The 23,998-nt window shown below is 60.4% G+C and carries 27 protein-coding genes and 1 pseudogene; 10 read left to right on the top strand and 18 right to left on the bottom strand.

The features are described from left to right. Position 1: 1 nt before the first annotated feature. From CU048_07970 to leuD, 3 genes are all read right to left on the bottom strand, one after another. A complete protein-coding gene (locus CU048_07970; protein ID QBR71229.1) occupies positions 2–898 on the bottom strand; it encodes a pyrroloquinoline quinone biosynthesis protein PqqB in 897 nt (298 codons plus the stop codon). Positions 899–937: 39 nt separating this feature from the next. Further along, complete coding sequence (gene pqqA / locus CU048_07965) at positions 938–1,015, bottom strand: pyrroloquinoline quinone precursor peptide PqqA (GenBank protein ID QBR72759.1); 78 nt, start codon at positions 1,013–1,015, stop codon at positions 938–940. 152 nt (positions 1,016–1,167) lie between these two features. Then, positions 1,168–1,773: a 3-isopropylmalate dehydratase small subunit gene (gene leuD, locus CU048_07960; protein QBR72758.1), complete on the bottom strand. Its 606-nt coding sequence runs from the start codon at positions 1,771–1,773 to the stop codon at positions 1,168–1,170. 97 nt (positions 1,774–1,870) lie between these two features. Between leuD and CU048_07955 the strand changes: the two are divergent. After that, a pseudogene (locus CU048_07955) lies at positions 1,871–2,098 on the top strand (cyanate hydratase). 17 nt (positions 2,099–2,115) lie between these two features. On the opposite strand, the gene CU048_07950 reads toward CU048_07955, so the two are convergent. Genes CU048_07950 through CU048_07935 form a run of 4 tightly spaced genes read right to left on the bottom strand, consistent with a single transcriptional unit; the run spans position 2,116 to position 5,004 of the window. After that, positions 2,116–2,532 carry a Zn-dependent protease gene (locus CU048_07950; GenBank protein ID QBR71228.1) on the bottom strand — a complete coding sequence of 139 codons (417 nt, stop codon included), beginning with the start codon at positions 2,530–2,532 and terminating at the stop codon, positions 2,116–2,118. Then, on the bottom strand, positions 2,529–3,086 hold the full coding sequence (locus CU048_07945; protein QBR72757.1) for a DNA mismatch repair protein MutS: 558 nt from the start codon (positions 3,084–3,086) through the stop codon (positions 2,529–2,531). The genes CU048_07950 and CU048_07945 overlap by 4 nt, the downstream gene beginning before the upstream one ends. 41 nt (positions 3,087–3,127) lie before the next feature. Continuing rightward, complete coding sequence (locus tag CU048_07940; protein QBR71227.1) at positions 3,128–4,225, bottom strand: murein transglycosylase; 1,098 nt, start codon at positions 4,223–4,225, stop codon at positions 3,128–3,130. A gap of 59 nt (positions 4,226–4,284) precedes the next feature. Continuing rightward, a complete protein-coding gene (locus CU048_07935) occupies positions 4,285–5,004 on the bottom strand; it encodes a calcium-binding protein (GenBank protein ID QBR71226.1) in 720 nt (239 codons plus the stop codon). Positions 5,005–5,108: 104 nt separating this feature from the next. Here CU048_07935 and CU048_07930 point away from each other — a divergent pair, with 104 nt between their 5' ends. Further along, entirely contained in the window at positions 5,109–5,651 is a 543-nt protein-coding gene (locus tag CU048_07930; protein QBR71225.1) for an exclusion protein FxsA, read from the top strand. A gap of 23 nt (positions 5,652–5,674) precedes the next feature. Here CU048_07930 and CU048_07925 read toward each other — a convergent pair whose 3' ends face one another. The 4 genes from CU048_07925 to CU048_07910 form a co-directional block, all read right to left on the bottom strand. Beyond that, positions 5,675–6,448, bottom strand: coding sequence for a TetR family transcriptional regulator (locus CU048_07925; GenBank protein ID QBR71224.1), 774 nt, complete (start codon positions 6,446–6,448; stop codon positions 5,675–5,677). A 230-nt stretch (positions 6,449–6,678) separates the two neighbouring features. Continuing rightward, positions 6,679–7,104 (bottom strand): hypothetical protein, encoded by a 426-nt coding sequence (locus CU048_07920; protein ID QBR71223.1) that lies wholly within the window; start codon positions 7,102–7,104, stop codon positions 6,679–6,681. Positions 7,105–7,113: 9 nt separating this feature from the next. After that, complete coding sequence (locus CU048_07915; GenBank protein ID QBR71222.1) at positions 7,114–7,938, bottom strand: pyrroline-5-carboxylate reductase; 825 nt, start codon at positions 7,936–7,938, stop codon at positions 7,114–7,116. Between the two features lies 1 nt (position 7,939). Further along, positions 7,940–8,440, bottom strand: coding sequence for a hypothetical protein (locus CU048_07910; protein QBR71221.1), 501 nt, complete (start codon positions 8,438–8,440; stop codon positions 7,940–7,942). Positions 8,441–8,856: 416 nt separating this feature from the next. Here CU048_07910 and CU048_07905 point away from each other — a divergent pair, with 416 nt between their 5' ends. After that, positions 8,857–9,996 carry an AI-2E family transporter gene (locus tag CU048_07905; GenBank protein QBR71220.1) on the top strand — a complete coding sequence of 380 codons (1,140 nt, stop codon included), beginning with the start codon at positions 8,857–8,859 and terminating at the stop codon, positions 9,994–9,996. On the opposite strand, the gene CU048_07900 is transcribed toward CU048_07905, so the two are convergent. Further along, positions 9,993–10,571 carry a hypothetical protein gene (locus CU048_07900; protein QBR71219.1) on the bottom strand — a complete coding sequence of 193 codons (579 nt, stop codon included), beginning with the start codon at positions 10,569–10,571 and terminating at the stop codon, positions 9,993–9,995. The two genes, CU048_07905 and CU048_07900, sit on opposite strands and share 4 nt — an antisense overlap. Positions 10,572–10,772: 201 nt before the next feature. After that, positions 10,773–11,039 carry a pyrroline-5-carboxylate reductase gene (locus CU048_07895; GenBank protein QBR71218.1) on the bottom strand — a complete coding sequence of 89 codons (267 nt, stop codon included), beginning with the start codon at positions 11,037–11,039 and terminating at the stop codon, positions 10,773–10,775. A gap of 237 nt (positions 11,040–11,276) precedes the next feature. Here CU048_07895 and CU048_07890 point away from each other — a divergent pair, with 237 nt between their 5' ends. The 3 genes from CU048_07890 to CU048_07880 are packed head-to-tail and all read left to right on the top strand — an operon-like array spanning position 11,277 to position 13,980. Next, complete coding sequence (locus tag CU048_07890; protein ID QBR72756.1) at positions 11,277–12,110, top strand: prolipoprotein diacylglyceryl transferase; 834 nt, start codon at positions 11,277–11,279, stop codon at positions 12,108–12,110. Then, positions 12,107–13,207: a methyltransferase gene (locus CU048_07885; protein QBR71217.1), complete on the top strand. Its 1,101-nt coding sequence runs from the start codon at positions 12,107–12,109 to the stop codon at positions 13,205–13,207. The genes CU048_07890 and CU048_07885 overlap by 4 nt, the downstream gene beginning before the upstream one ends. After that, on the top strand, positions 13,204–13,980 hold the full coding sequence (locus CU048_07880; GenBank protein ID QBR71216.1) for a peptidoglycan editing factor PgeF: 777 nt from the start codon (positions 13,204–13,206) through the stop codon (positions 13,978–13,980). Before CU048_07885 ends, CU048_07880 begins: the two co-directional genes overlap by 4 nt. Positions 13,981–14,017: 37 nt before the next feature. On the opposite strand, the gene CU048_07875 is transcribed toward CU048_07880, so the two are convergent. The 3 genes from CU048_07875 to CU048_07865 form a co-directional block, all read right to left on the bottom strand. Further along, positions 14,018–18,094, bottom strand: a complete 4,077-nt coding sequence (locus tag CU048_07875; protein QBR71215.1) for a peptide synthetase — start codon at positions 18,092–18,094, stop codon at positions 14,018–14,020. A gap of 405 nt (positions 18,095–18,499) precedes the next feature. Next, a complete protein-coding gene (locus CU048_07870) occupies positions 18,500–19,348 on the bottom strand; it encodes an enoyl-[acyl-carrier-protein] reductase FabI (GenBank protein QBR71214.1) in 849 nt (282 codons plus the stop codon). Between the two features lie 81 nt (positions 19,349–19,429). Continuing rightward, positions 19,430–19,696 (bottom strand): hypothetical protein, encoded by a 267-nt coding sequence (locus CU048_07865; protein QBR71213.1) that lies wholly within the window; start codon positions 19,694–19,696, stop codon positions 19,430–19,432. Positions 19,697–19,768: 72 nt separating this feature from the next. Between CU048_07865 and CU048_07860 the strand changes: the two genes are divergently transcribed. Beyond that, complete coding sequence (locus tag CU048_07860) at positions 19,769–20,212, top strand: hypothetical protein (protein ID QBR71212.1); 444 nt, start codon at positions 19,769–19,771, stop codon at positions 20,210–20,212. 6 nt (positions 20,213–20,218) lie between these two features. Continuing rightward, the gene (locus CU048_07855; protein QBR71211.1) at positions 20,219–21,082 is read left to right on the top strand and encodes a hypothetical protein; all 864 of its coding nucleotides are present in this window, start codon (positions 20,219–20,221) and stop codon (positions 21,080–21,082) included. A gap of 37 nt (positions 21,083–21,119) precedes the next feature. Here CU048_07855 and CU048_07850 read toward each other — a convergent pair whose 3' ends face one another. Both CU048_07850 and CU048_07845 read right to left on the bottom strand, forming a co-directional pair. Continuing rightward, complete coding sequence (locus tag CU048_07850) at positions 21,120–22,082, bottom strand: molecular chaperone DnaJ (protein QBR71210.1); 963 nt, start codon at positions 22,080–22,082, stop codon at positions 21,120–21,122. Between the two features lie 131 nt (positions 22,083–22,213). Then, positions 22,214–22,579 carry a hypothetical protein gene (locus tag CU048_07845; protein ID QBR72755.1) on the bottom strand — a complete coding sequence of 122 codons (366 nt, stop codon included), beginning with the start codon at positions 22,577–22,579 and terminating at the stop codon, positions 22,214–22,216. A gap of 103 nt (positions 22,580–22,682) precedes the next feature. On the opposite strand from CU048_07845, the gene pdxH reads away from it, so the two are divergent. After that, positions 22,683–23,423, top strand: a complete 741-nt coding sequence (gene pdxH, locus CU048_07840; protein ID QBR71209.1) for a pyridoxamine 5'-phosphate oxidase — start codon at positions 22,683–22,685, stop codon at positions 23,421–23,423. Then, complete coding sequence (locus tag CU048_07835; protein ID QBR71208.1) at positions 23,420–23,935, top strand: NUDIX hydrolase; 516 nt, start codon at positions 23,420–23,422, stop codon at positions 23,933–23,935. The genes pdxH and CU048_07835 overlap by 4 nt, the downstream gene beginning before the upstream one ends. The last annotated feature ends 63 nt before the right edge of the window (positions 23,936–23,998 follow it).

Raw genomic sequence — 23,998 nt, 5'->3', positions numbered from 1 at the left:
CTCACAGGCAAACCTCCATGCCATCATAGGCGACATCCCAACCAGCCCTTTCCACCGTTGAGCGTGGCGCCGAATCTTCGATCAGAACCGGGTTCGTATTATTGATGTGGACATAAATCTTGCGCCCGATGCCGCTAGACGCGAGCATTTTAAGCGAGCCTTCTTCTCCACTCATCGCCACATGGCCCATGCGCCAGGCGGTTTTCTGAGACAGACCCAGGGCCACCATCTCGTCATCCGTAAAAGTGGTGCCGTCGAAGAACAAGAGCTCAGCCCCGGCAAGCCTTTTCAAAATGCCTTCATTGATCTTGGCGCAGCCCGGCACATAAAAGAAACTTTTCTTGCCGTCGCTGATCTTAAGTCCGACGGTCGTCTCGGTTTCAGCGCCGATATCGAGGCTGTCGCCTTCGAGATAAAGAGCAACCTTTCCCGGGACCGCGAAAGCGGTGACGGTCAGCCCGAGGCCGGTATCGACCGGACGCTCCAGCGTGACCCTGCGGGTGTCGACGAGTTCCTTGTTCAAAACGCCGAAAATTCCATGATCGGCTTCCGCCAAGGTCGCCCGGCTTCCAAACAGCGTAAAGCTCTGCTGCTCACGCAACGTCAAAAGGCCGGCTAGATGATCCACATCGGCATTGGTGACAAAAACCGCGCGAATAGGCGATTGCCGGGCGCCCCCACGCGGATGAAGGCTCGGCGACGCAATAATTTGTTGGCGCAGGTCTGGCGAAGCGTTCAGAAGGAGCCAGCGCTCGCCATCCGCGCTGACCGCAAGGCTCGATTGGCTTCGCGCTTTGACGCGCTTATCGCCATTCCAAGCAAGTTGGCAGACCGGACAAAGGCAATTCCATTGCGGAAAGCCTCCCCCGGCTGCCGAACCTAAGACAAGAATGCGCAAAGCGCGCTCAAAAATGGGGGAAGCGCTGAGCTTCCGCCGTCAGATTTCGGCGGAAAGATAGCTGGTAACTTCCATGCCGATGCAGATTTCGGTGATTACGGGGGTCGTCCAAGTCATGTGAGCCTCTGCCTTTGATCCAAGCGTTGCGGTTAGCCAGGCGCTTTCGTTTCCTTACCCTGAACAGTTTTCGAAGCTGTCCTGCCGGTTATTTAGCATCGGACATGACCTCGCGCTATGCTTTTTTCAAGCAAAATCCGGCGAAAAGGTGATCAAAGCCAGCTGCATTCGGCCGCAGATCTTTTCTCAAATGCTTCGATGAGGGTGGATTTTTCCAAAGTCAGGCCGATGTCGTCGAGCCCGTTCATCAGACAATGCTTCCGGAACGGGTCCACCTCGAATTTGACCACCCCGCCGTCGGGTCCCCGGATTTCCTGGGTCTCGAGGTCGACCGACAAAGTGGCATTGGCGCCACGCTTGGCATCATCCATGAGCTTGGCGAGATTTTCCGGCGAAACGACGATCGGCAAAATGCCGTTCTTGAAGCAATTATTATAAAAAATATCCGCGAAGCTCGTCGAGATAACGCAGCGAATGCCAAAATCGAGGAGGGCCCAGGGCGCATGCTCGCGCGAGGAGCCGCAGCCGAAATTATCTTCGGCGACCAGGATCTTGGCGGCGCGATAGGCCGGCTTGTTCAGGACGAAGTCGGGATTTTCGGTGCCGTCTTCCTTGTAGCGCATTTCGGCAAAGAGCCCGCTGCCGAGGCCGGTGCGCTTGATCGTCTTCAGATATTGCTTCGGGATGATCATGTCGGTGTCGACATTGGTGATGTCGAGCGGCGCGGCGACACCAGTCAGCGAGATGAATTTTTCCATTTTTTTTGCGGGTCCAAATCTTTTTGGCAGCCGGGGGAGGGAAAGCTTTTCGCCGGGTTGCGGTTTTGAGTCAAACTGTTCGACGATCGGCCGCGGGGGCGCCCTTTTTGGCCTTTCCGACGAGGCGGTCATCTGGCTTCAAATCGTCCCTTACCAAGGATCGCTGCCGACCGCCATCCCGACCGATCCGCTGATTTACCGTTGGTACAATCGTTGCCGTCTACCGGAGCACAATCAAGGAATTGATCCATGAGGAGTTCGGTCCAAAGGGGATCGGGTCAAGGTCCTCATGTCGGGCAAGTTCCTGCCGTATAAGACCTACTAAGCTGGACGGCGGCCAGCTCACTCCGCCCGCTCGATTTCGTGCATGTCTTCGTCCGAGAGGCCAAAATGATGGCCGATCTCATGCACCAACACATGGGTGACGATGGCGCCGAGCGTGTCCTCATGGTCGGCCCAATATTCGAGGATGGGGCGCCGGTAGAGCCAGATCATGTTGGGAAATTGCCCGGTCATCGGTGTTGCTTCCGATTGCGCGCGGCCGCGGCCGCGAAACAGGCCCAAAATCTCGAATTCGCTCTCGCAATTCATGTCATTGAGGGTTTGTTCGTCCGGAAAATCCTCGACCCGGATCACGACGCCCTCGCAGAGGCGGCGGAATTCTTCCGGCAACGCCGCAAAGGCCGCTTGCGCCATCGTCTCCAGATCGGCAATCGACGGCGCCCCGACCCCGCTCCAATCGATCTGCGCCGCGCTCATTGCGGATCATGCCCGCGCAGAATTCGATCGCGCCTTTTGAGCCGCACATAAAGGGCCCCGGCGCCGCCATGCGGGCGCGAAGCTTCCTCAAATCCCACAATGATCGAATGATATTGCGCGCCGCGCAGCCATGTTGGCACGCTCTTGCGCAGCACTCCGGGCTCGTCGGACATTCCGCGCTCGCCCTTGCCCGTCACCACCAGGACGAGCCGGGCGCCCTCGCGTTGGGCGCGGGTCAGAAACTGGTGCAGGGCCACAAATGCTTCCTGGCGCCGCATGCCATGGAGATCGATCGCGGCCTCTGGGGCGGCCCGGCCGCGCGCGAGTTTTTGGCGCAGCCGCCGTTCGATCGGCGCCAAGGGAGGCGGAGTTTTGCGCTCCGCCTGAGCCGGAGGCGGCAAGGGGCGCACGATAGCTTCCGACTTCGGTTTGGGCTTGCCGGCAGTCTGTGCTGCCTCGGGTTTTGGCGGGGCAATCGGGGGCACATGATGGCCGGGACGCCGGGCAACCCCTCGCGTGACGTCAAGCCAAAGCTCGATTTCTTCCGCGCTCAGCCGCCGGAGCCGGGTCTTGCCGGAAGACGGAACGTTTTCGTTCACCGGCCGAATTCCTCTTGGCTGGGCAATAAAACAATGAAATCACCTCTGTGCCGAATATCGCCTGCCCGGGCACCGGCGTCATCCCCCGCGCCGAAGAAAATATCCGCCCGCCCAGGGCCGACGATCGCCGAGCCTGTGTCTTGCGCGATCATCAGGCGTCGAAACGGCGAGGGGCAAGAGCTTTGCCAGGGAAGCTCGGCCGCGATCCAGACCGGCATCCCATAGGACCAGATTGCGCGGTCGACGGCGATCGACCGCAAAGGCGTCAAGGGCAAGCCCTCGCCGCCGATCGGTCCGGCGGCCGGATCGAGATCCGCGCCCAATGCAAAGAAGACATAGGATTTGTTGCGCTGCATCAAAGCGCCGCCCAGCTCCTTCGGGGTTTGGCCATGCGCGCGAATCCACTGCTTAAGATTCGCAAGCGACATGTCGCTTGCGGCGATTTCGCCTGTTTCGATGAGAATGCGTCCGATCGATATGTAGGGATGGCCATTGCGCCCGGCATAGACGAGGCGGAGCACTCGGCCATCCTCAAGCCGGACCCGCGCCGACCCCTGCACTTGGATGAGAAAGACCTCGACAGGGTCGCGCAGCCAGACGATCGGCTTGGCATGGGGTGCAAGCGCTCCGGCCTCGATTGCGGCGCGCTCGGGCGCAGGCACCGGCAGGTTTTCCGGGCGGCCCAGAATCGGCGCGGTGAAAACGGGGGAAGGGTTCAGCGACCCTTCGACAAAAGGTTCGTAATAGCCAGTGAAAAAGCCCGCGTTTGCATCGGGGCTGTCGCCCGCGACACGGTAGGGCCGGAAATGGGTTTCGAAAAAGCGGCGCGCCTGTTGGGAGGTTTTGATCTCCTCGGTCAACGCCGCGTGGCCGATGGCCTTAAGCGCGGGGGAGAGGGCAATTCCCTGTCGCAGGGGCGTCTTACGCTGCGCGATTGCACGGGCGGAAACCGCAAAAACCTGGAACGCCTCGGCAAGATCGTCCTGTCCGAATCCGTCCAGATCGGCAAGGGCGAGAGGCGTCAGGGAAGGCGGGAGCCCGGCGAAGGATTGAGAGACCGCGGCGCCGGGCGAAGCAGGGGTCGAGGCGGTCATTCAAATAGTCTCCGCCACGCGCGCTTGGCCACGCGGTGACCGAGGCCGATTTTCACACTTTAGCTTCCGGCTTCGGTCGCCGCGAGTTTCCAATTTGGATCCCGCGATCCGGTGTCGCGGGCAAATGTCCAAACGTCGTTGACCTGAACGACTTTGTCCGGGCTTCCGTCGATCACAGTGCCGGCCTGATCGCGGGTCGCGGTGATAATCTGGGAGGTAAAACGCATCTTGATCTCGGCGGTATTTCCACGCAGCGACGCGTCCTCGATCAAGACCTTGTCGATCGAGACGAAGGTCGTTGTGACTTTCTCTCCACGCTTTTCATGTTCCGCAATGACGGCGGCAAAACTTTCGAAAACCTCGGGACTGAGAAGATTGCGCAACACCTCGCGATTGCCGGCGGCAAACGCAGTGACGATCATCTCATAGGCGGATTTCGCGCCCTCGATAAAAGCTTTGATGGTGAACGAGCGATCGGCGGCGGCGATGGCGTCAAGGCCGTCCCAGGCTTTGGACCCAGGCTCGGCATAGGGCTTCCATCTGTCGACCTTGTCCGCGACCGGAGCCGCGATGGGCTCAGCGGCACCCGGAAGCGTGATCACGCGATTGTCAGCCTCACCGGGCTGAGCCTGCAAGGCGCCGCGTACGCGGGGCTGAAACGGATTTGTCGGCGGCTTTTCAGTTCCGCTGCGAGTCCCGAGGACAGAGCGAAGCTTCCACACGACGAAAGCGGCGAGTAGGGCAAAAATGATTGTTGTCATATCCACTGAATCTTGCATCGCAGTGCTTGTTATCTGGGTTTAAGCGGGGACTTGCCGCGCGTTAACGGTGCTCTTATCATATAGTGCTATGTGGGCGGAGACAAAGCCGAAGTCCAGTCTCGATGGTGGCCTTAATGCTTCAACCTCGATTCAACGGCATCTTCATGCGACAATCTGCCGTGCGTTTGCCGGTCCTTTTAATTATCTATGCCACGCTTTGGCTGGCGGCCGAGGTCGTCGCCTTTGGGTTCGTCGTGCGCTCGATCGGCTTCGCCGGCGCGATCCTCGCCTGCTTTCTCACAAGTCTTGCCGGTCTTGCCATGCTGCGGCGATTGGGGACTTCGGCAGCAGTGCGATTACGTCAGGCGCTGACGAAGCGCGCCCAGGACCAGGGCGGATTGTCCCGCGAAGCCGTGCTGGATGGGACGCTTTCCGGGTTGGGGGCGGTGCTGCTGATCCTTCCCGGTTTTGTATCGGATCTGCTGGGGCTGGCCTTGGCCGCCCCCTCGATCCGCCTTTGGGTGACCGGGCGGATGCGACCCGGCATGCCCGGACGGCCGCCGAATGGGCGCCCCGCCGCCCCGAAGATGATCGAGCTTGCGCCGCAGGAATGGTCGCGCGGCGACGCCAGGGTCCCCGGCGCCGGGTCCGAGCCGGTTAATTAATCCGCCCTTGCCCTAACTAAGCTTCAGGATGCAGCGCGCTCGTCGTCCCGCTCGTGCCTGTCGTGTCTGCGCTCGTAGCCGTCGCCACGACGGGGCCGAAACGATCGGCGCTCGAAGAGGGACAGCGCCAGCGAGAACAAGGGCGAGGCGAGTCTGTTCACGTCCTCGACTCGGGCCACGAAATGGCCGCCTCGTGTCAATTCGCGGTCGAGCTCGGCCATGGTCGAGGCGAGACCTGGATCCTCATCGCGGAACCAGACCCGCAGAATCCGCGCCCAGGCGATGGCGAGGCCTTGCAGCTTGAGAGCGCCGACCGGACCTTCCGAATCGATTCCCGCCGCTTCGAGCATGAACCGCATGGAGTTGACGACGACACGATTGATGGCGGCGGCGGCCATCGGATCATGCCGGGCCCAATCGGAGATGGCTTCGAGGCCGAGCTTGTAAGGCGTCAGCGCATCCAGGCGACGCATCAGAACGTCAAACAAGCGCTCCTTCGCGGGCTCGCCCGACAATTCATCGCCGGTGGTCTTGAGGACGACGTTGTCGATCTTCCGCGAGAAGGCGGCCAGAATGGCGCCCTTCGAGGGGAAAAAGTCGCGAAACGTCGCGAGCGAGACATTGGCGCGAGCAGCCACATCCGAAATCATGATGTCGTCCCAGCTGCGCTCGCTGGCGAGGTCCATGAGCGCCTCGATGATCGCATCGCGCGGATCTTTGGGCGCCGTCGCAAGGGTCTTGGTTTCGGGCGCGGCTTCGTCCCGCACCGAATCGGTTCCGCCGCTTTGCTTAACCATTTTTCATCTCCCGGACCGGATCAACCCACATATCTAGTCCTCGCCGAAACCGGTTCCAAGGGCGAACCCGCCTATGGCTCAAAGTAATCGGAAGCTTTCGGCGGTCCGCGCGAAAACCTAGAGCCTGTTCCGAAAAAGTTGACCGACTTTTTCGATCAGAACATGCTCCCACTCGTTGAACTTGAGCGTTTCCTTTTCGATCAGATGATTCCATCTGATCGGGAAGCGCTCTAGTCTCGCAGCAATCGCTCGTGCACCTCATTACAGGATTGTTTTGCATAGACAAATTTGCCGCTCTTCAAGGTTACGCGACAGCCGGAATTGCCGGTCCAGAGCAGTTCGTAAATAACAGGGGGATAAATGAATACTTTGCCAAAGTCGCTCGAAAACACGGCAAAACTTTTCCTATGGCTTTCTCCCATAATTGCTGTGCATTTTTGATAGGCACGGACATTTTTGCCGCCTGCAAACAATAAAAGGCAATGGGAAGGGCTAACGTCAGCAAAAGCTTCTATTTCCGCGCTGCGGACATAAGTAAAAATGCCCGTGACATTCGTTTGAAGCGCGATAAACGGGTCATCCGTTCCTGCAGCAAAGGCTGGCGTTACTATTCCTTGGCCCAAGGTGAAGGCTAGACAGCCTATCCGTCGCAACATTCGCATTTGCTATCCCGAAAGAGCCTCGGCGCGCCGCTTTGCGGCCTCGGCCGCGCGGCGCATCAGCGGCGCGAGACCGTCCGGCGCCATCAGGATTTCGAGCGCGGCGGCAGTGGTGCCGCCCCTTGATGTCACGTTCTCCCGCAATTCCGCTGGGGTCTCGGGGGATCTGAACAATAATTCGCCGGCGCCCTCGACCGTGGCGCGGGCGAGGCGTTCGGCGACGTCTTGCGGCAAACCAAGGGCGAGCCCGGCCTCCGCCAAACATTCGGTGAAGTAGAAGACATAGGCTGGACCCGAGCCGACAACGGCGGTCACGGCGTTGATCAGCCCCTCCTCCGCGAGCCATTCGATCTGCCCGGTCGCGGCCAGCAAAGCTTCGGCTATCTGGTGCTGGAGGGGTGTCACGGACGGGTTGGCGACCACCGCGGTTATTCCACGGCCGACGGCAGCCGGAAGATTCGGCATCGCGCGCGCGATGGCCCGCGCATTCGGCAGCCTCGCCGCGAGATCGGCCATGGTTTTTCCGGCCAGGATGGAGATGACCAGAGTGTTGACGGCGGCAAGGGTTCCGACTGCGGCCGCGGCTTCATCGAGGCTTTGCGGCTTCATGGCGAGGACAAGAACGTCCGGCGGTCTTGACGGAGCACCCAGCCTGAACCCTCTGCTGGCCGCGAGTTCGGCGATGCTTGGCGAGGGTTGCGGTTCGATCACGCTTATTTTTTGCGGATCGTAGCCCTGATCGAGCCAGGCCCGCAGCAAAGCCTCGCCCATCCTGCCGGCTCCCGCGAGAACAAGCGAGGAGTCGAGGCGATCGAGGCCCGCCGCCGCCATGTCAGGCGCAGCCTTCGGTTTCGAGCATGATCGTGTCCAGCGCCTCGTGCCCGGTCTTGCCGGCCCACACGACAAATTGAAACGCTTGATAATAGCGTTCGCAGGCGCGCACGGCAGTGGCAAGAACGGTTTTGCATTGCTGGCCGTTCAGCTCGGCGCCGCCGACCAGCAAAAGCGCATGCCTGAACATGATCACGCCGTCGGCCGGCCAGATGTCGAAATGGCCGATCCACAATTGCTCATTGATCAGCGAGACAAGGGAGGAAAGTTCCAGCCGGCGCGGCGGCGGCACTTTGAGATCGAAGGCGCAAGCGACATGCAGGGCTTCCACCTGCGGCAGCCAGGTGAAAGCGATGTTGTAATCGGACCAGCTGCCGGCCACCAAAATCGAAATCTCGTCTTCTTCGTCGCGGTCGAACGACCAGTGATTGTGCGAGGCGATTCTTTCGATGATATCGACCGGATGTTCGGTGCGGTCGAATTCTGCTTGCAAAAGCGACATTCCAAGGCCTCGGGTGATTGCCCTTCGGGGCGCTGCCTCGAAGGACGACATGCGAAACGCGGCTCTACGATTCGAAAGGCCAGGTGCATGGGACACTGGCTTGCGACTCAAAACGTTGTTCGATCCACGATTCGAAGGAATCACAACCGGGCGCGGTTGCGCAACTATCCCGACGGACGTTGTCCCCAATCGAGCAAGTTTTAGGAACCGAAAGGATCGTTGGCGCCGCAGGGTCCTGCCTAAAAGCGCAGAGCCTGTCCGAGATTCGACGGCCCTGGTCTCCATTTAGAAACATTTGGACGACTTTTTCTTGGGAGAATTGAATTCCATGTTGACATTTCTGTCAGACAGCCAAGATTTGCCGAGGCGCAATTTGCGCAATCCGGTAACCGTCGCTGCCGTCGGAGTGTCAGTTCATGAAAGCAGCGCGCCCTACCGTGTTCTGGATCGGCACGCTGGCGGTCATCGCCACGATGGTTGTGCTGCTCCGCCAAATCCTCCTGCCGTTCGTGGCCGGGATCGCCCTAGCCTATTTGCTCAACCCGGTTGTCAATCGTCTTGAGAAATGGGGGCTGAACCGGGCTGTCGCGGCGCTTGGCATTCTCAGCGTGTTCATTATCGGCGTCGGCCTTCTGTTGGTGGGGGCAGTCCCCGTCATCGGCGAAGAAGTTGCAATCTTTATCGACAAGGTTCCGACCTATATCGGTCAGCTGCAAGCGCTCGCAAACGATCCGAGCCGTCCCTGGCTGCGCAAGCTTGTCGGCGAAGGCGTGAACGAAGCCCAGCAGTCGCTGGGCGAGATCGCCACCCTCGGCGCCGATTGGATTCCAAGCGTCCTCCGCTCGCTGTGGTCGGATAGCCAGGCATTGCTGTCGCTGTTCTCGCTTCTTGTGGTGACCCCCATCGTCACTTTCTATTTGCTCAACGATTGGGACGGGCTGATCGCAACCATCGACCGTTCGATTCCCGCGGCACAGCGTGAAACGGTATGGACGGTTGCGCGCGAAATTGATGACACGCTGGCTGGCTTCCTGCGCGGCCAGGGGACGATCTGTCTCATCCTCGCCGTGTATTATGCGGCGGCTCTCCGGTTGATCGGACTCAACCACGGACTGCTGATCGGCCTTGCAGCCGGCCTGATCAGTTTCATTCCCTATCTCGGGTCGCTGATCGGGCTGGTGCTATCGCTTTGTGTCGCGGCGCTCCAGTTCTGGCCGGACTGGACAATGTTTCTGGTCGTGCTGGGCATTTTCGTCGGCGGCCAGTCCATCGCCGACTACGCGCTTGCGCCTTACCTCATCGCCTCGCGCATCAACCTCAATCCTGTCTGGGTGATGTTTGCGATTGCCGCGTTCGGCTATTTATTCGGCTTCGTCGGGCTGCTGATCGCGGTGCCGCTCGCCGCCGCGATTGGCGTTCTGGTCCGTTTTGCGACCCGGGAATATCTCACCACGCAGCTTGAGCCGGCGGCCCCCTCGATTCCACTGACCAGCGTTCCCCAGGAACCTTTGCCGAAGAAGTCCGGCTTCTGGCGGTTCTGGGGCGAGGGCACCTAATAAGGAGCCGCTTCCGAGTCCTTTTTGGAACCCCGCGGATCATGCAAATAGAACAGAACCGCGATCGCAATGAACACCATCGCCAACAGCACCAGCAGCAGCGTCGATTCCTCAAGCCATGCGATGGCGGGAACTCCGCACCCCAGCACGACTCCGACCAGGCAGATCCGCCAAGCGGCGACGTGAACTCCGGCCGTGAACGTCCCCAGCGCCAGAATGGTCAGCACGACCAAAGCGCTGGCGTCCGAATTCATGATCTGCTTCACATCGGAGACAAACACCAGATACATCGCCAGGACCACGGCAAACCAGTGAAGAGCCTGGGACTGGATGAGTTGCCAATGCGCCTTGGTGCCATGAATGTCCCCCCATCGGGCAATGACGCAGATCAGGCCAAAGAACGGGGCAAGAGCGATCCAATAGGTCGTCATTTGCTGCCGAGACATGCTGGTGTAGGCGACTCCAAACAGGGCGAGCGAGAGCATGGCGACATAGGGCCATTCCCGAAGCAGGAAGCCGACCACGCTAAAGCGTGACACATGCGATACGGGCACGTCTGATTCATGATCGAACATGATGCAAGCTCCGAGGCAATGACGGGCCTGTTCTGGAAGGCCGCCCGATCGATGTGAATAATCTTGGGCTTAAGGGAGGAAGCGGAGGGCTCCGTCGGGTTCAGTAGAAATGGAAACGCTCAATCCCAGTTCGAACGCACCGTTGCCCGAAGTGGTTTCCAACCTTGCCGTCCGGCCGACCCTGAAGCTGGCCGAATTGCATCAGGCGCCGGGGCTTTTACTCGTGGCGCGAATCTCGGCCTCGAGCGCAGCTATCCTTTGACTCAATTTTTCGTTCTCGTCGCGCGCCATCGCGGCCATCTGCTTGACGGCTTCAAATTCCTCGCGCGTCACGACGTCCATTGTCGCGAGCAATCGTTCGAGTTGACTTTTCACGGCGGTTTCCGCTTCGCGGCGAACGCCTTGCGCCATCTCGCCGGCATCGGTCACGAGACGCGCGAAATCGTCAAAAACCCGATTCTGTGACATGAATCACTCCCATAGCGTAGGCGCTTGTAACACAGGATTGTTGCGAGCGACCACTGATTTATGAGGCCGGTCATGAAGCCGACATGACTTTGTAACCGATTGTTGCGCCACTGCGGTTTCAGCCCGGGGAGGCGGGATCCCAGCTTGACTCAAGGCCAAGCAATTTGCCTTGATCCGGGCGCTGCGAACGCCACCCCGGCAAAGACATTGCTTGCTTTCCATGACCCGCGGAGCGCCATCTTGATCTCCCTTGCCTACCCGAGCATCGATCCGGTCCTGCTGACTGTCGGGCCGCTGCCTATCCGCTGGTACGCATTGGCTTATATCGTGGGGCTGGTGCTCGGCTGGGCCTACGCCCGAACCCTGGTCAGGCAAAAAAGCCTGTGGGGCGGGGTGTCGCCGATCGATCCGGTCCAGATCGACGATCTGCTCGTCTATGCGGCGCTCGGTGTTATCGTGGGGGGGCGGCTCGGCTATGTGCTTTTTTACAATGCGAATTTCTATCTGGCGCACCCAGATGAAATTCTGAGTGTGTGGAAAGGCGGCATGTCTTTTCATGGCGGGGTCGTCGGCACTGCCCTGGCGATTTATATTCTCGGCAAACGCAAGAAGATTTCGGTTTTGAGTCTGGCCGATGTTTGTACCGCCGCGGTTCCGATTGGGATTTTTCTCGGCCGGATCGCCAATTTCATCAAGCCGGAATTATGGGGGAGGCCGACCGACGTGGCTTGGGCCATGGTATTTCCCGGCGCCGGGCCGCTGCCGCGCCACCCGAGCCAGCTTTATGAGGCGGGTCTCGAAGGCTTGGTGCTCTTCCTGGTCCTGTATATTGCCGTCCAGTTGGGTGCGCTGCGGCGGCCGGGTCTCGTCACCGGGATTTTTGCCGTGGGTTACGGAGTAGCGCGGATTGCTTGTGAATTTTTCCGGGAGCCAGACCCGCAGCTCGGTTTTCTGTTTGGCGGTGCAACCATGGGCATGCTGTTGTCTTTGCCCATGATTGCGCTGGGGCTGTTGTTCATCTTTTGGGCCTTGCGGCAGGAGCCGAGCCCCGGTCTGAACAGACCCGCATGACTGCGCTTGAAACCATCATCCGTGAAATGATCGCCGAAGCCGGCCCGATCAGCCTTGAGACTTATATGACGCTGGCGCTGTCGCATCCCGCGCATGGCTATTACCGCTCCAGAATGCCGCTCGGCGAGAAAGGCGATTTCACCACCGCGCCGGAAATCAGCCAGATGTTCGGTGAATTGATTGGACTTTGGTGTGTCGCGGTTTGGCGCGGCATGGGTGCGCCAAGTCCATTTCTTCTCGTCGAATTGGGGCCCGGCCGCGGCACCTTGATGGCAGACGCTTTACGCGCGGCGCGCGTCGCGCCCGATTTTCTTGCGGCCCTGGATCTGAACTTTGTCGAGACAAGCGAAGTTTTGCGGCAATGTCAGCAGGCGGTGCTGCAGGAGTCCGGGTGTGTTGCGCGATGGCACGATCGTGTCGAGGCTTTGCCTGCCGGACCGGCCCTTATCATCGCCAATGAGTTTTTCGATTGCCTCCCGGTGCGCCACTTCGTTCGCCGCGCCGATGGCTGGCTTGAAAGATTGGTCGGCCTGGACGAGCAAGGCCGTTTGCGCTTTGGGCTTGCGCCCTATCCCGATCCCGGTGTCACTCTGACGGGCGAGGAAGGGCAAATATTCGAGGCGTCCGACGCGGCCGCGCGCGTCATGGCGCGGCTCGCTGCGCGGCTGGTGGCTGAAGGCGGGGCGCTGCTCGCCATCGACTACGGCTATGATACGCCGGCGCGCGGCGATACCTTGCAGGCCCTCAAGCGCCATCGGTTCGCGGATCCCTTGAGCGATCCGGGAGAAGCCGATCTGACGGCCCATGTCGATTTTTGCGGTCTTGGGCGGGCGGCGCGCGCCGCTGGCGCCGAAGTTCACGGGCCGGTGCCGCAAGGCGAATTTTTGACCCGCCTCGGCCTCTACGAACGCGCGGCGAAATTGCGGGCACATGCCGATGCGCGGCAGGCAGCCGCGATCGATGCGGCGCTCGACCGCCTCGCGGGCAGCGCGCCCGGGCGCGCGGGTCAAACTCATATGGCGAAGCTGTTCAAGGCTCTGGCGGTGACCGCGCCGGGACTTGGGACCCCGCCTGGTTTCGAGGTGGCGGCGACATGACCCAACAAATGGCAAATCCCCTCTCTGCAACCGTTCTCGAGGCGCCGGGCTTGACCCATGGATTCTTCACCCGGCAAGGCGGGGTCTCGACCGGAATTTATGCGACGCTGAATGGCGGGGTTGGTTCAAGGGACGATCCACAAGCCGTTGCCGAAAACCGCCGCCGGATGGCGGCTTATCTTCGGATTGAGCCGGCGCATCTTCTGGTGCCGTTTCAAACCCATTCGCCCGATGCATTGGTGGTGACCCGGCCATTCACCGAACGCCCCCGATGCGATGCCTTGGTCACTTCGACGCCAGGCGTCGGCCTCGGGGTCACGGGCGCCGACTGCGGCATGATTCTGTTCGCCGACATGAAGGCGTGCGTGATCGGGGCCGCGCATGCCGGCTGGAAGGGCGCGCTCACCGGTGTGCTTGAAGCGACGCTCGCGACGATGGAGTCGATTGGCGCCAACCGCTCTTCGACGGTCGCCGTGCTGGGCCCGATGATCTCGCGCGATACCTATGAAGTCGGCGGTGAATTTTTAGACCGATTCCTTGCGGCCTCGCAAGACCATGCGCGCTTCTTTTCGACCTCGGAACGCGCCGGGCATTTCATGTTCGATCTGCCGGGCTTTATCGCGGAGCGATTGCGGCTCGCGGGCATCGGATCCTGTGAAGACCTCGGACAGGATACCTATGCGGATGCCGAGCGGTTTTATTCCTATCGCCGCTCGATCCATCGCAATGAGCCGGACTATGGACGGCAGGTGGCGGCGATCGCCCTTCTTTGAATTCCTGAGAAAGGACCAATCGAGTCCACCTTCAATCTCAGGCGGCAGCCTTATGGATGATCGTGGAGTGCGGCACCGCCCTGGGCTCCGCGGGCGCGCCCGCCCATTCGGAATTGGCGGGAATTTGCTCGCCCTTCATCACCAGGGTCAGCGGTCCCAAGCGGGCATGGTCGGAAACCAGCGTATCGTAAAGCACGGTGGATCCGGCGCCGACGGTCACGCTGTTGCCGACAAAAACCTTGCCGACCTTCATCACGCGATCCTCGTAAAGATGCGTTTGCAAGGCGCTCAACGCATTCAACGCCGCGTAATTGCCGACATGCACGCAGTCGAATTCGGTGATGTCGGTCATATCCATATAGACCCCACGCCCGAATTTCGTGCCGAACAGGCGCATGACCCAGGGGAGGAAAGGGGTTCCCCGCAAATGATCGAGCAGAACCTTGCCGGCCATGCCCCAATAGATGACCGCAACCGCCTCGGTCCGCATCGCCCACCAGGACCACATCGGTTTCACCATCGGCTCGTAGCGCCCCATCGTGATCCATTTCAAGATGATCACCGATGCCGTCAGAGCCGAGCAAATGGCCACCGAGGCGACCGTAAACTGCCACATCATTTGGAAATAGGCTCCAGCGAGCACGCTGGCGCTGAACCATTCAACGGCCCAGGTTCCGAAAGTGATGAACAGCATGGTCGGAAGAGAAATCGTGACCGCCTCGAAGCAGGCGCGCGCGAATTTCTTCCAGCGCGGCGCTTCATAGGTCCAATTGGTACCGGCATCGAACGTCTGGCGGACCGGCAGTTTGATCGGTGGCGATCCGAACCAGGTATCGCCCTTGTGCATCAAATGATTTGCGGGCGGCTTCGACTTGATGCCGATCAGCGCATCGGCCGGAATTTCGGTTCCGGCCGGTACGACGGCGCTATTGCCGACAAAGACGCGCGGGCCGGTCTTGACCCGTTTCAAATACATCCAACCGTTGCGGATTTCTTCGTCGCCGAGGATAACCTCATCGGCAATGAAACATTTCTCCCCAATCTCGACAAGATCGTAACGGCCGGACAGATTGGTCGAAATCTCAGCGTCCTTGCCGATCTTGGCGCCCATGAGGCGATACCAGACGCGCATGTAAACGGTCGCGAACAAGGACGATAAAGTCTCGAGCGTGACCTCGGTTGCAAGCGCCACCGCCCATTTTCGGAAATAGAACCAGGAATGGACCGAATAGGTCCCTTCGCGGACGCGCGGCAGGATGATCCAACGGCAGGCCGCGATGAACCCGACCGTGACGAGAACCATCACGAAGGCGGTCGGCCAGGCCATGATCGGGATCGAAAGCATGTAAAGCGTGCGATCGAAATCGGCGATCCCGATCAGATCGTCGATCCGGTCGAAGACCCAAAAGGCCGGAAAGATCGGCAACAGGCCGAGGGGAGGAATGGCGAGCAGCAGGACGAGATACATCACGCCCATGGCACGCCGCTGTGCGCCCGAGGCCGTCGAGGGTGCGTCGAGGGCGGCGCGATCGACCATGCCGACCCTACGAGCCGGCGAGCCGTCCCAAACCTCATAGGCTCCGATGCGCCCACCCGCGCCGATCGCAGTCAGATCTGCGATTTCGGCGCCTTCCGCGATCACGACATCTTCTTCGATGACGCAGGACGAGCCGATATAGGCGCCGGCGCCGATTTCGACCGTGCCGATGATCAGCTCATTTCCCTCGACCCGCGCATTGGCGAAATTGGTGATCGAGCCAAGACTGGCGCCGGCGCCAATCGAGATGAGATCGACGGCGCCCGGTTCGACTTCGCCGATGATCGCGTCCTTGCCGATCTTCGCGCCCAGCGCGGCCAGATACAGCCGCATGATGGGAGAACCTTGGAACCATTTGAGATGGACGAGACCGAGAAAACGTTTCACCAGCCACCAGCGGAAGAAATAGACTCCCCACAGCGGATAGCGGCCGGGTTTGGTCTTGCCGATGATCAACCATTTCGCGGCGATGACGATGGCAACCGTTGCGATATTGATGCACATATAGACGCCGATGAGCGAGATCACTTCCTCAAAGAAACTTGCGTCGGCCCCGGTCAGCAACATGTAGCTGACAAACACGCCCAGCCATTGGGCGGTCACCAGCGCGAGAATAACCGGCAGCGCAAGCGCCTGGGCTGCGCCGCATAGGAATCGGCGCAGCAGCGGCGGTGGGGTGAAAGAGAGATCCTCGGGCTTGGCGGTCCGCGCCCATTTCTGATCGAGAAGTTCGCCGATCGCGCGTAGAGAACGAGCCGTATAGACGTCCTGCAAAGTAATGCGCGACAGCGCCGGCGTCTCACGCACAACCGAGATGAAACGCGCCGCGAGAAGCGAATGACCGCCGAGGTCCGTGAAGAAGTCGGCGTCGAACGGGATCGTCTGCGGCGGCAGCACGCGCTTGGCAGCGGCGAGGAGGATCGCCTCCGTCTCATTGCGGGGGTCTTCCTGCGCCTCATTCCCGTCGCTGGCGGAGAGCGATATTTGCTTCAGGCTCTTGCGGTCGATCTTGCCGGACGAGAGCCGAGGCAGGAGGTTTTGCAGTTCGAACCGTGCCGGCACCATATAGGCCGGCAGGACCGCCCGCAGTTCGCTGCGAAGCTGCCGCGTGTCGATTTCGACATCCAAGGCGGGAACGATAAATGCGACCAGCAGCTCGATTTCGAAATCGTTGCGAAGGACAACGGCGGCTTGCCCAACACCGGGAAGATCGGCGAGCTTGGCCTCGATCTCGCCGAGTTCGACGCGAAAACCGCGGACTTTCACTTGATCGTCGATCCGCCCGCGAAACGCGATCTCGCCATTGCCATCGATCTCGACCGCATCGCCCGACCGGTACAGGACCGGATCGGCGCCAAGGGAAGCATAAGGATTGGCGATGAACTTCTCGCGTGTCAGGCTGTCGCGGCGCAAATAGCCTTTCGCCACTCCGGGGCCGCCGATGAGGAGCTCGCCTTCAACGCCGGGCGGGAGAAGATCGAGACGATCATCCGCCACATAGCAGGTGTAGTTGGCGATGGGACGGCCGATCGTGACAGGCCGGCCGGGCAGCACTTCCGCGACGGTTGCGACCACCGTCGTCTCCGTCGGCCCATAGGAATTGAAGATCGTCCGCCCCGGCGCGCACCAGCGCGTGGCAATCGCCGGCGGGCAGGCTTCGCCGCCGAGGATGATCAAACGCAAGGTCGAGACGTCGCGGGGTAGGAGACCAAGCAGAGTTGGCACGGTATCGAGGACCGTGACGCGATTTTCTTCCATAAGACCGGGAAGCTTGTCGGCTTCCCCCATCATCTCGGCGCTGGCCACGAAAAGGGCCGCGCCAGCCAGATAGGGAAGCCAGATTTCCTCCATCGAAAGATCAAAGGCGACCGAAGCACCTTGAAACACGACGTCGGTCTCGCGGACCCCGTATGTTTCGTTGGCGGCACGCAAATAATGGCAGATGTTGCGGCCCGAGATGACGATTCCTTTTGGGGTCCCGGTGGACCCCGAGGTGTAGATGAGATAGGCGGGATCGTCGGGACGTGCGCCAAGGGAGCGAGCGTCGAGCTCGGTGTCCGCAACGTCCAAAGAATCGGTCAGGACTTCGGCATACGTCCAGGCCGGGCAAGCTGCCAGGGCGGCAATTTCGGCAACAAGGTCCGCGGAGGTCAGAACGCCACGGGCTTCGGCGTCGGACAGACAGACGGCAATGCGCTCCACCGGCGCGTCGGCGTCGAAGGGAAGCCAGGCGGCGCCGGTCTTGGCGATCGCGATCTGTGCGATCAGGAGTTCATGGCCGCGCGGCATCCAGAGGCCGACGATGCGGCCCGGCCGGATTCCCTTGCGCAACAGCCCTTTTGCGAGTGCCTCCGCGCGTGCGTCGACTTCAGCATAGGAAAGCTTGCCCTCCTGCGTGATCATCGCGGTGGCGGAGGGGTCTCTCGCAACGGTCGCCGCAAAAATTTCACAAAGCAGTTCGTCGCGAATCAAATCCGGCCGGAGGGGACCATGCAAAATCGCGCCGGCTTTGAAGGGAAGGGTCTTGCCCTCGTCAATTTCGGAGGAAGCAGAGGCGATTGCCAGCGTGTGCAACATAGCTATTTCCGTTTGCCTTTGCTCCCGAACACCCCAGCTTGGACCGCACGTGCGATCATGCTGAAATGCATTTGCCGATTGGCAAATTCGCCCTGAATGTTAAGGCTTTGCGGGATGACCCCGAACCGTCGCCCGCGCCCTTGGCAGGACCGAAGCATCGATCGGAAACAATTCCATGACTGTGCTCTATCGACCCTTGAAGACGATTTAATTAAGTCTCGGTGCGCTGACGCACGTCGATCATGATCTGGATGAATGTCGATGTTGGAATTTAGAATACCGAAATTGCACTAAACATTTCTTTTGTGCCCGAACTTTGTCGTGCTCGAATTGCCGTGCTTCAGCTCGATCCCAGGTTCCAACGCGAGACAATGGGCGTTCGCAACTGAATGGCCAGTGAACGCCTCAATCCTTGCCAAGAACGGAAATATCGGGGGCGGCGGGGTTTTTCATGCCAACGACATGGTAGCCCGCGTCGACATGAAGGATTTCGCCGGTAATGCCGCGGGCCATTGAGGACAAAAGAAAGGCGGCGCTCTCGCCGACTTCTTCGATCGTCACCGTACGCCGAAGCGGAGCATTATACTCGTTCCATTTCAGAATATAGCGGAAGTCGCCGATGCCGGAGGCCGCCAGAGTCTTAATGGGTCCGGCCGATATGGCGTTGACCCGAATGTTGCGCTCGCCCAGATCCGCGGCCAAATAGCGGACGCTCGATTCAAGCGCAGCCTTGGCAAGCCCCATCACATTATAATGGGGCATCCATTTTTCCGCGCCATAATACGTGAGGGTCAACATCGCGCCGCCGTTGGGCATTAATTTTTCGGCGCGCTGCGCCACGGCGGTAAAAGAATAACAGGAGACCAGCAAAGAATTGCTGAAGTTGTCCGCTGTCGTGTCGATATATCGGCCGGTCAACTGATCCTTGTCTGAAAAGGCCACGCAGTGCACAACGAAGTCTAAATTCCCCCAAATACTTTCAATTTGCTTGAAGGCGGCGTCCAGGGTCGCGGGGTCGGTGACATCGCAATCTCCCACCACATGGGCGCCGAGTTCCTTGGCCAAGGGCCGGACCCTTTTTTCGAGCGATTCGCCCTGGAAGGTGAAGGCGAGTTCGGCACCCGCCTCATGGGCAGCCTTGGCGATTCCCCAAGCGATCGACCGATTATTGGCGAGCCCGAGGACCAAGCCCCGTTTTCCCGCGAGGATTCCCGCAGTTTGTCGTCCAGGCGTAAAAATTCCCGGTTGCGTCATTCTCGATCCGGATCAGAAAAACTAAGGAAACGGCCAATTGGAACGGCCGCGGTGTCAGCCGCGTTTAAGGGCTGCGTGGGTTTAGCGCAAGATAGGTAGAAATGGAAAGACCCCAGCCAGTTTTACTTCGGCGCTGGCGAAATTCGACCATTTGCACATAAGATCGAAGAGGAAGCGCTCAAAATCAACAAGTTGGGGCGGGTCTTTTTTCGGGAAGCCGGTCGCCTTTTTCGGCGACCGCTCTAGGCAAGAGCCTGCGAAGGCCTTTATATTTGTGATCAGGGCGAAGCCGCACAAGGCCGGCGTGGGCGCCGGCGACGGAGCGCGAAGGTGAGCTTGCGAGAGCATCTGGATCGGTGTGCGCCGCGGTTACGCCGCTATGCGCGGGCGCTCGTCAGCGGCCAACCGGGGCCTAACGAAATGGCCGACGATTTGGTGAATGCCGTGGTCCTGCGCACCTATGAAACCGGGGCCAGCTTCCGAAAAATCGAGCTTTACCTCCATCTTTATTCGCTTCTCACGGAATGGCATCGTGAGGCCCTTGCCGCCGGTCGGCAGGGTGCCAAGACTCAGCAATTGAGCGGCGGACCGCATGCCGCTGAAAAAATTCCGCTTGTTGCCTCGCCTCAGGACAAGCTTGCAGGTTCGCTTGCCGCCTTGAAGCTCGAGGAGCGCGAGGCCTTGCTGCTGGTTGTTCTCGAAGGTTTCAGCTATGCGAACGCCGCGCGGATTCTGAAAATCTCTCGCGCGGTGCTGATTGCCCGTGTGTCACGGGCGCGAGTGGCCCTGCGGCAGAATTCTCCGGCCGAAATTTTGGTGCACCCGCCGAAGCCTCGCCCTGCCTATCTGCGAGTGGTCAAATAGAAACTGATGCCTGACAGCGGCTCCCGGCCCCCGGTGACTGAAGCGGAGTTGCATGGCTTCGTCGATGGCGATCTGGAGCCCGGACGCCGGGAGGCGGTCCGAAATTTTCTCGCCAATTCACCGGCCGACGCGGCCCGGGTTCAAGCGTGGCGGCGACAGAACGAAACCATCCGTGCCGCTTTCGCTTCGGTTGAAAACGAGCCGATCCATCTGTCCTGGCCGGCTGTTCCTCCGACCGAGAGCGGAACTGGGGGGAGCGAGGCCAGCAAACTCGATCAGGCCGTAGCTTCCCTTCAATCCTGGCGCCGATGGGCGGCGAGCTTTATTGCGCTGGCTTTCTTGGCCGGGGCACTCCTGGCGACCGGCGGGAGATATGCCCTCGATCGGCTGAGCCGGTCGGAAGAGACGTCGGCCACAGATAGCGGGGCGACGGGCAGATCGGACGAGGCTTTGGTGACCCGGACGATCTCCGCCTTGCTGGCCTTCGCGCCGCCCCCTAACGCAAAGGACGCGGTGGCTCGCCTGGCACCAAAGGGCGCCGCCGCGCGGCGAGGGGAAGCGACGGCGTTGATTTTGCCAAACCTATCATCGCGCGGGCTGAAGCTGGCGGGTGTACGGGTCATGCCGAGCGAACTCGGCGAAATGCTCTGCATGTTTTACGCAAAGTCGGAGGCCGTCGACGCCGCCCTTTGCGTCGAACGCTCCGATGATTCCAGCGACACGGTCACGCGCAAGTCCGGCAAGTTCCCCTCGGCTGCGGTCTATTGGCGGCAAAACGGGGCGGATTATGCGCTCGCCGGGTCTCTGACCGAGGCTGAACTCCAAAAACTCGCGGAGGAAATCCGTGCCGAAGTGGAAGCATTCAACTAAACGTTGCGTCATGGCGGCTGGACGCCTCGCCGCCGGGTTACTTCATCTCACGGCGCGGATTGTAGGGCTTTTGGGCCTCCCATTTGCGCAGAAGACTGGTGAGATCCGGGTCTGGCTCGTCCGGCAGAACGATTTTCAGTGTCACCAAAAGGTCGCCGGCGGATCCCTGCGAGGTGGGAAGGCCCTTGCCGCGCAGCCGCAGTGTACGGCCGCCGTTCGAGCCGGGAGGCACCGCAAGTTCCACCGTGCCATCGAGGGTTGGCGCATTGACCTTTCCTCCCAGCACCGCTTCGTAAAGGGTGATTGGCAGGTCCAGCCGCAAGTCGCGTCCTTCCACCCGAAAAAACGGATGTTTGGAAATACGCACGGTTACGATCGCGTCGCCGGGCTCGCCGCCGAAATGACTGGGTTGCCCTTGCCGCTTGAGGCGAATTTGCTTGCCGTCTTCAATGCCCGGCGGAACCTTGACCTCCAGCGTGCGGCCGGTCTGCAAAGTCACCCGGGCCGTCGTGCCCTTCACGGCCTCGGCGAGGCCGATTGTCACGCTTTCGGCTAGATCCTCGCCACGCTGGGGCGGCGCATGCGCGCCACGGCCTTTGCGGGCGCCGGCCACGCCCGCGTTGAAGAGATCGGCAAACATGTCGCTGGCGTTAAAACCTTGGGCCCCAGGCCGGCCGCCGAAATTAAACTCGAAATGCTCGAAACCCGGGCCGCCCGCACCAGCTCTCTGGCCAAAACCCGGCCCTCCGGCGCCAAACCCTTCAAAACCATGGAAACGGGGCTTGCCCTCGGCGTCGATTTCGCCGCGGTCGAACGCGGCCCGCTTCTTCTCGTCGCCTAAAATCTCGTAGGCCAGACTGACCTCGGAGAATTTTTCCTTCGCCTTGGGGTCCTTGCTTTGGTCTGGATGAAATTTTTTTGCCAGCTTGCGAAAGACCTTCTTGATCTCTGCCGCATCCGCCGATTTTTCTACGCCCAAAACCACATAAGGATCACGCATCGATCGTCCCGTTCCAGCGCTCGCTCAGCTTTGGCCCGAGCGCACTTCTCCTGCAAAATTGGTGCTTGAGCACGCCGGACGCAAGGCTGGCGGGTGCCAAGCCTCTGATTGCAGCGAGACTTAGCTATAATCTAAATCTTTTTCCAGGGCTTCGACTCGGCGATGGTCCACTGACCCTGCTTATCCGCGCAGGCGGTGCCTTGAATCGACTTCGGATCGCTCTTCCGGTCAATCTCCGCGAGAAAAACCCGGCAAATGCCGGACTCCGAGGGGTAGGCCTTGCCCACCGGCCTAAAGGAGCCCTTGTGCCCCGAATCCGGGTTTTCCCAGGTCACGAGGGCGCCATTTCCCTGAGGATCGAGGGCGGTGGAAAGCGCCGCCTTGGCGCGGCGCCAGTCCTCGGCATCGAGGAGCGTGGCGAGCGGCGATTTTGGGATCGCGCCTGTCGTGTCCTCGCTTGAAGGCGGCGACATCAAGGGGGAGATCGGAAACGACATGGAGCAACCGGCGAGCAGCGCGCCGAAGCTGCCGAGGATGCCGGCAAGGCAAGCCCGCGCGAGGGTGTTTTGTCCATGAGAATCAAGCCGCGCCAAACGAAAAATGGCTCGCGGTTGGCCAGCCGTGCTACAAGGCGTCGCGTTTGGTTCATATCGACGATTGCGGCTGAAGACCTTGCCTGTCACGACGTTGCCGCTGGTTGGATTTGCGTCTTCAGGAGATTTAGCGTTGAACGAGTTAACGAGTCGTGACTTCACCGAGACAAATGAGCCGTCCGCTTTGTTCTCGTCTTGGTTCGATGCGGCGCAAAAAAGCGAACCGAACGATCCGAATGCGATGGCGCTTGCAACCGTCGATGCCAATGGCCTCCCCAACGTGCGGATGGTCCTGCTCAAGGCGGCGGATGCGTCAGGGTTCATCTTCTATACAAACTCCGAGAGTGCGAAGGGTCAAGAGCTCCGCGCCAATATGCAGGCAGCGGCGGTGTTGCACTGGAAGTCGTTGCGGCGGCAGGTCCGTTTGCGGGGCCCGGTAAGTTTCGTCAGCGATGCCGATGCTGACATCTATTTCGCAAGCCGTCCATTGCAAAGCAAGATCGGCGCTTGGGCAAGCCAGCAATCGCGCGCGCTCGAAAGCCGGCTGGCGCTCGAGGCGGCCGCGGCTAAATATGCAGCGAAATTTGGCTTTGGCGAAATCCCCCGGCCGCCGTATTGGAAGGGCTACAAGATTTCGCCGCTCTATTTGGAGTTTTGGTCTGAAGGCATCTTTCGTCTTCACGACCGTATCGCCTTCCGTCGGGAAACGCCGCAGGAGGCTTGGCGCAAGGAGCGCCTTTACCCATGAGACAGGGTGAATTACTCGACGCGTCCATAGAGACGACCGCACGGTCGGCGCGGGACTACCCGAATCGTCCATGTCTCGCGGTCAGCCTCGCAGTATTTCGCTTCGGGCGGGTTCTTCTCGCCAAACGTGGCAATCCGCCGTTTGCCGGCGCCTTCTCATTGCCGGGCGGACTCGTTGAGGTGGGCGAGACCTTGGAGGCGGCGGCCTTGCGCGAGCTGTGGGAAGAGGTGCAAGTCGATGCGCGGATCATCGCGTTCAATCGGCACGTGGAATCGATCGAGCGCGACGGCGCCGACAAGATCCGGCACCATTATGTCATCGCGTCATTCGTCGGGGAATGGATCGCGGGAGAGGGCACGCCCGGACCGGAAGCCGCCGAAATTGTTTGGGCCGAACCCGCGCGTCTTGCCGATCTCGACTGCACGCCGCATGTCGTTGCGGTGGTCGAGGCCGCGCAATCTCTCCTTGCCCTGCGGAGCGAGGGCAGGGCCATCGCGAAAGCTTGCCCATGAAAGGAGCTTTGGTGATTGCTGGCGTCAAAAACATTCTGAAGATGACGCGCCGGACCAGTGTTG

It is taken from the genome of Beijerinckiaceae bacterium (assembly GCA_004564215.1).
Classification (GTDB): Bacteria; Pseudomonadota; Alphaproteobacteria; order Rhizobiales; family Beijerinckiaceae; genus Methylocapsa.
This window is presented reverse-complemented; position numbering and strand designations above follow the sequence as displayed.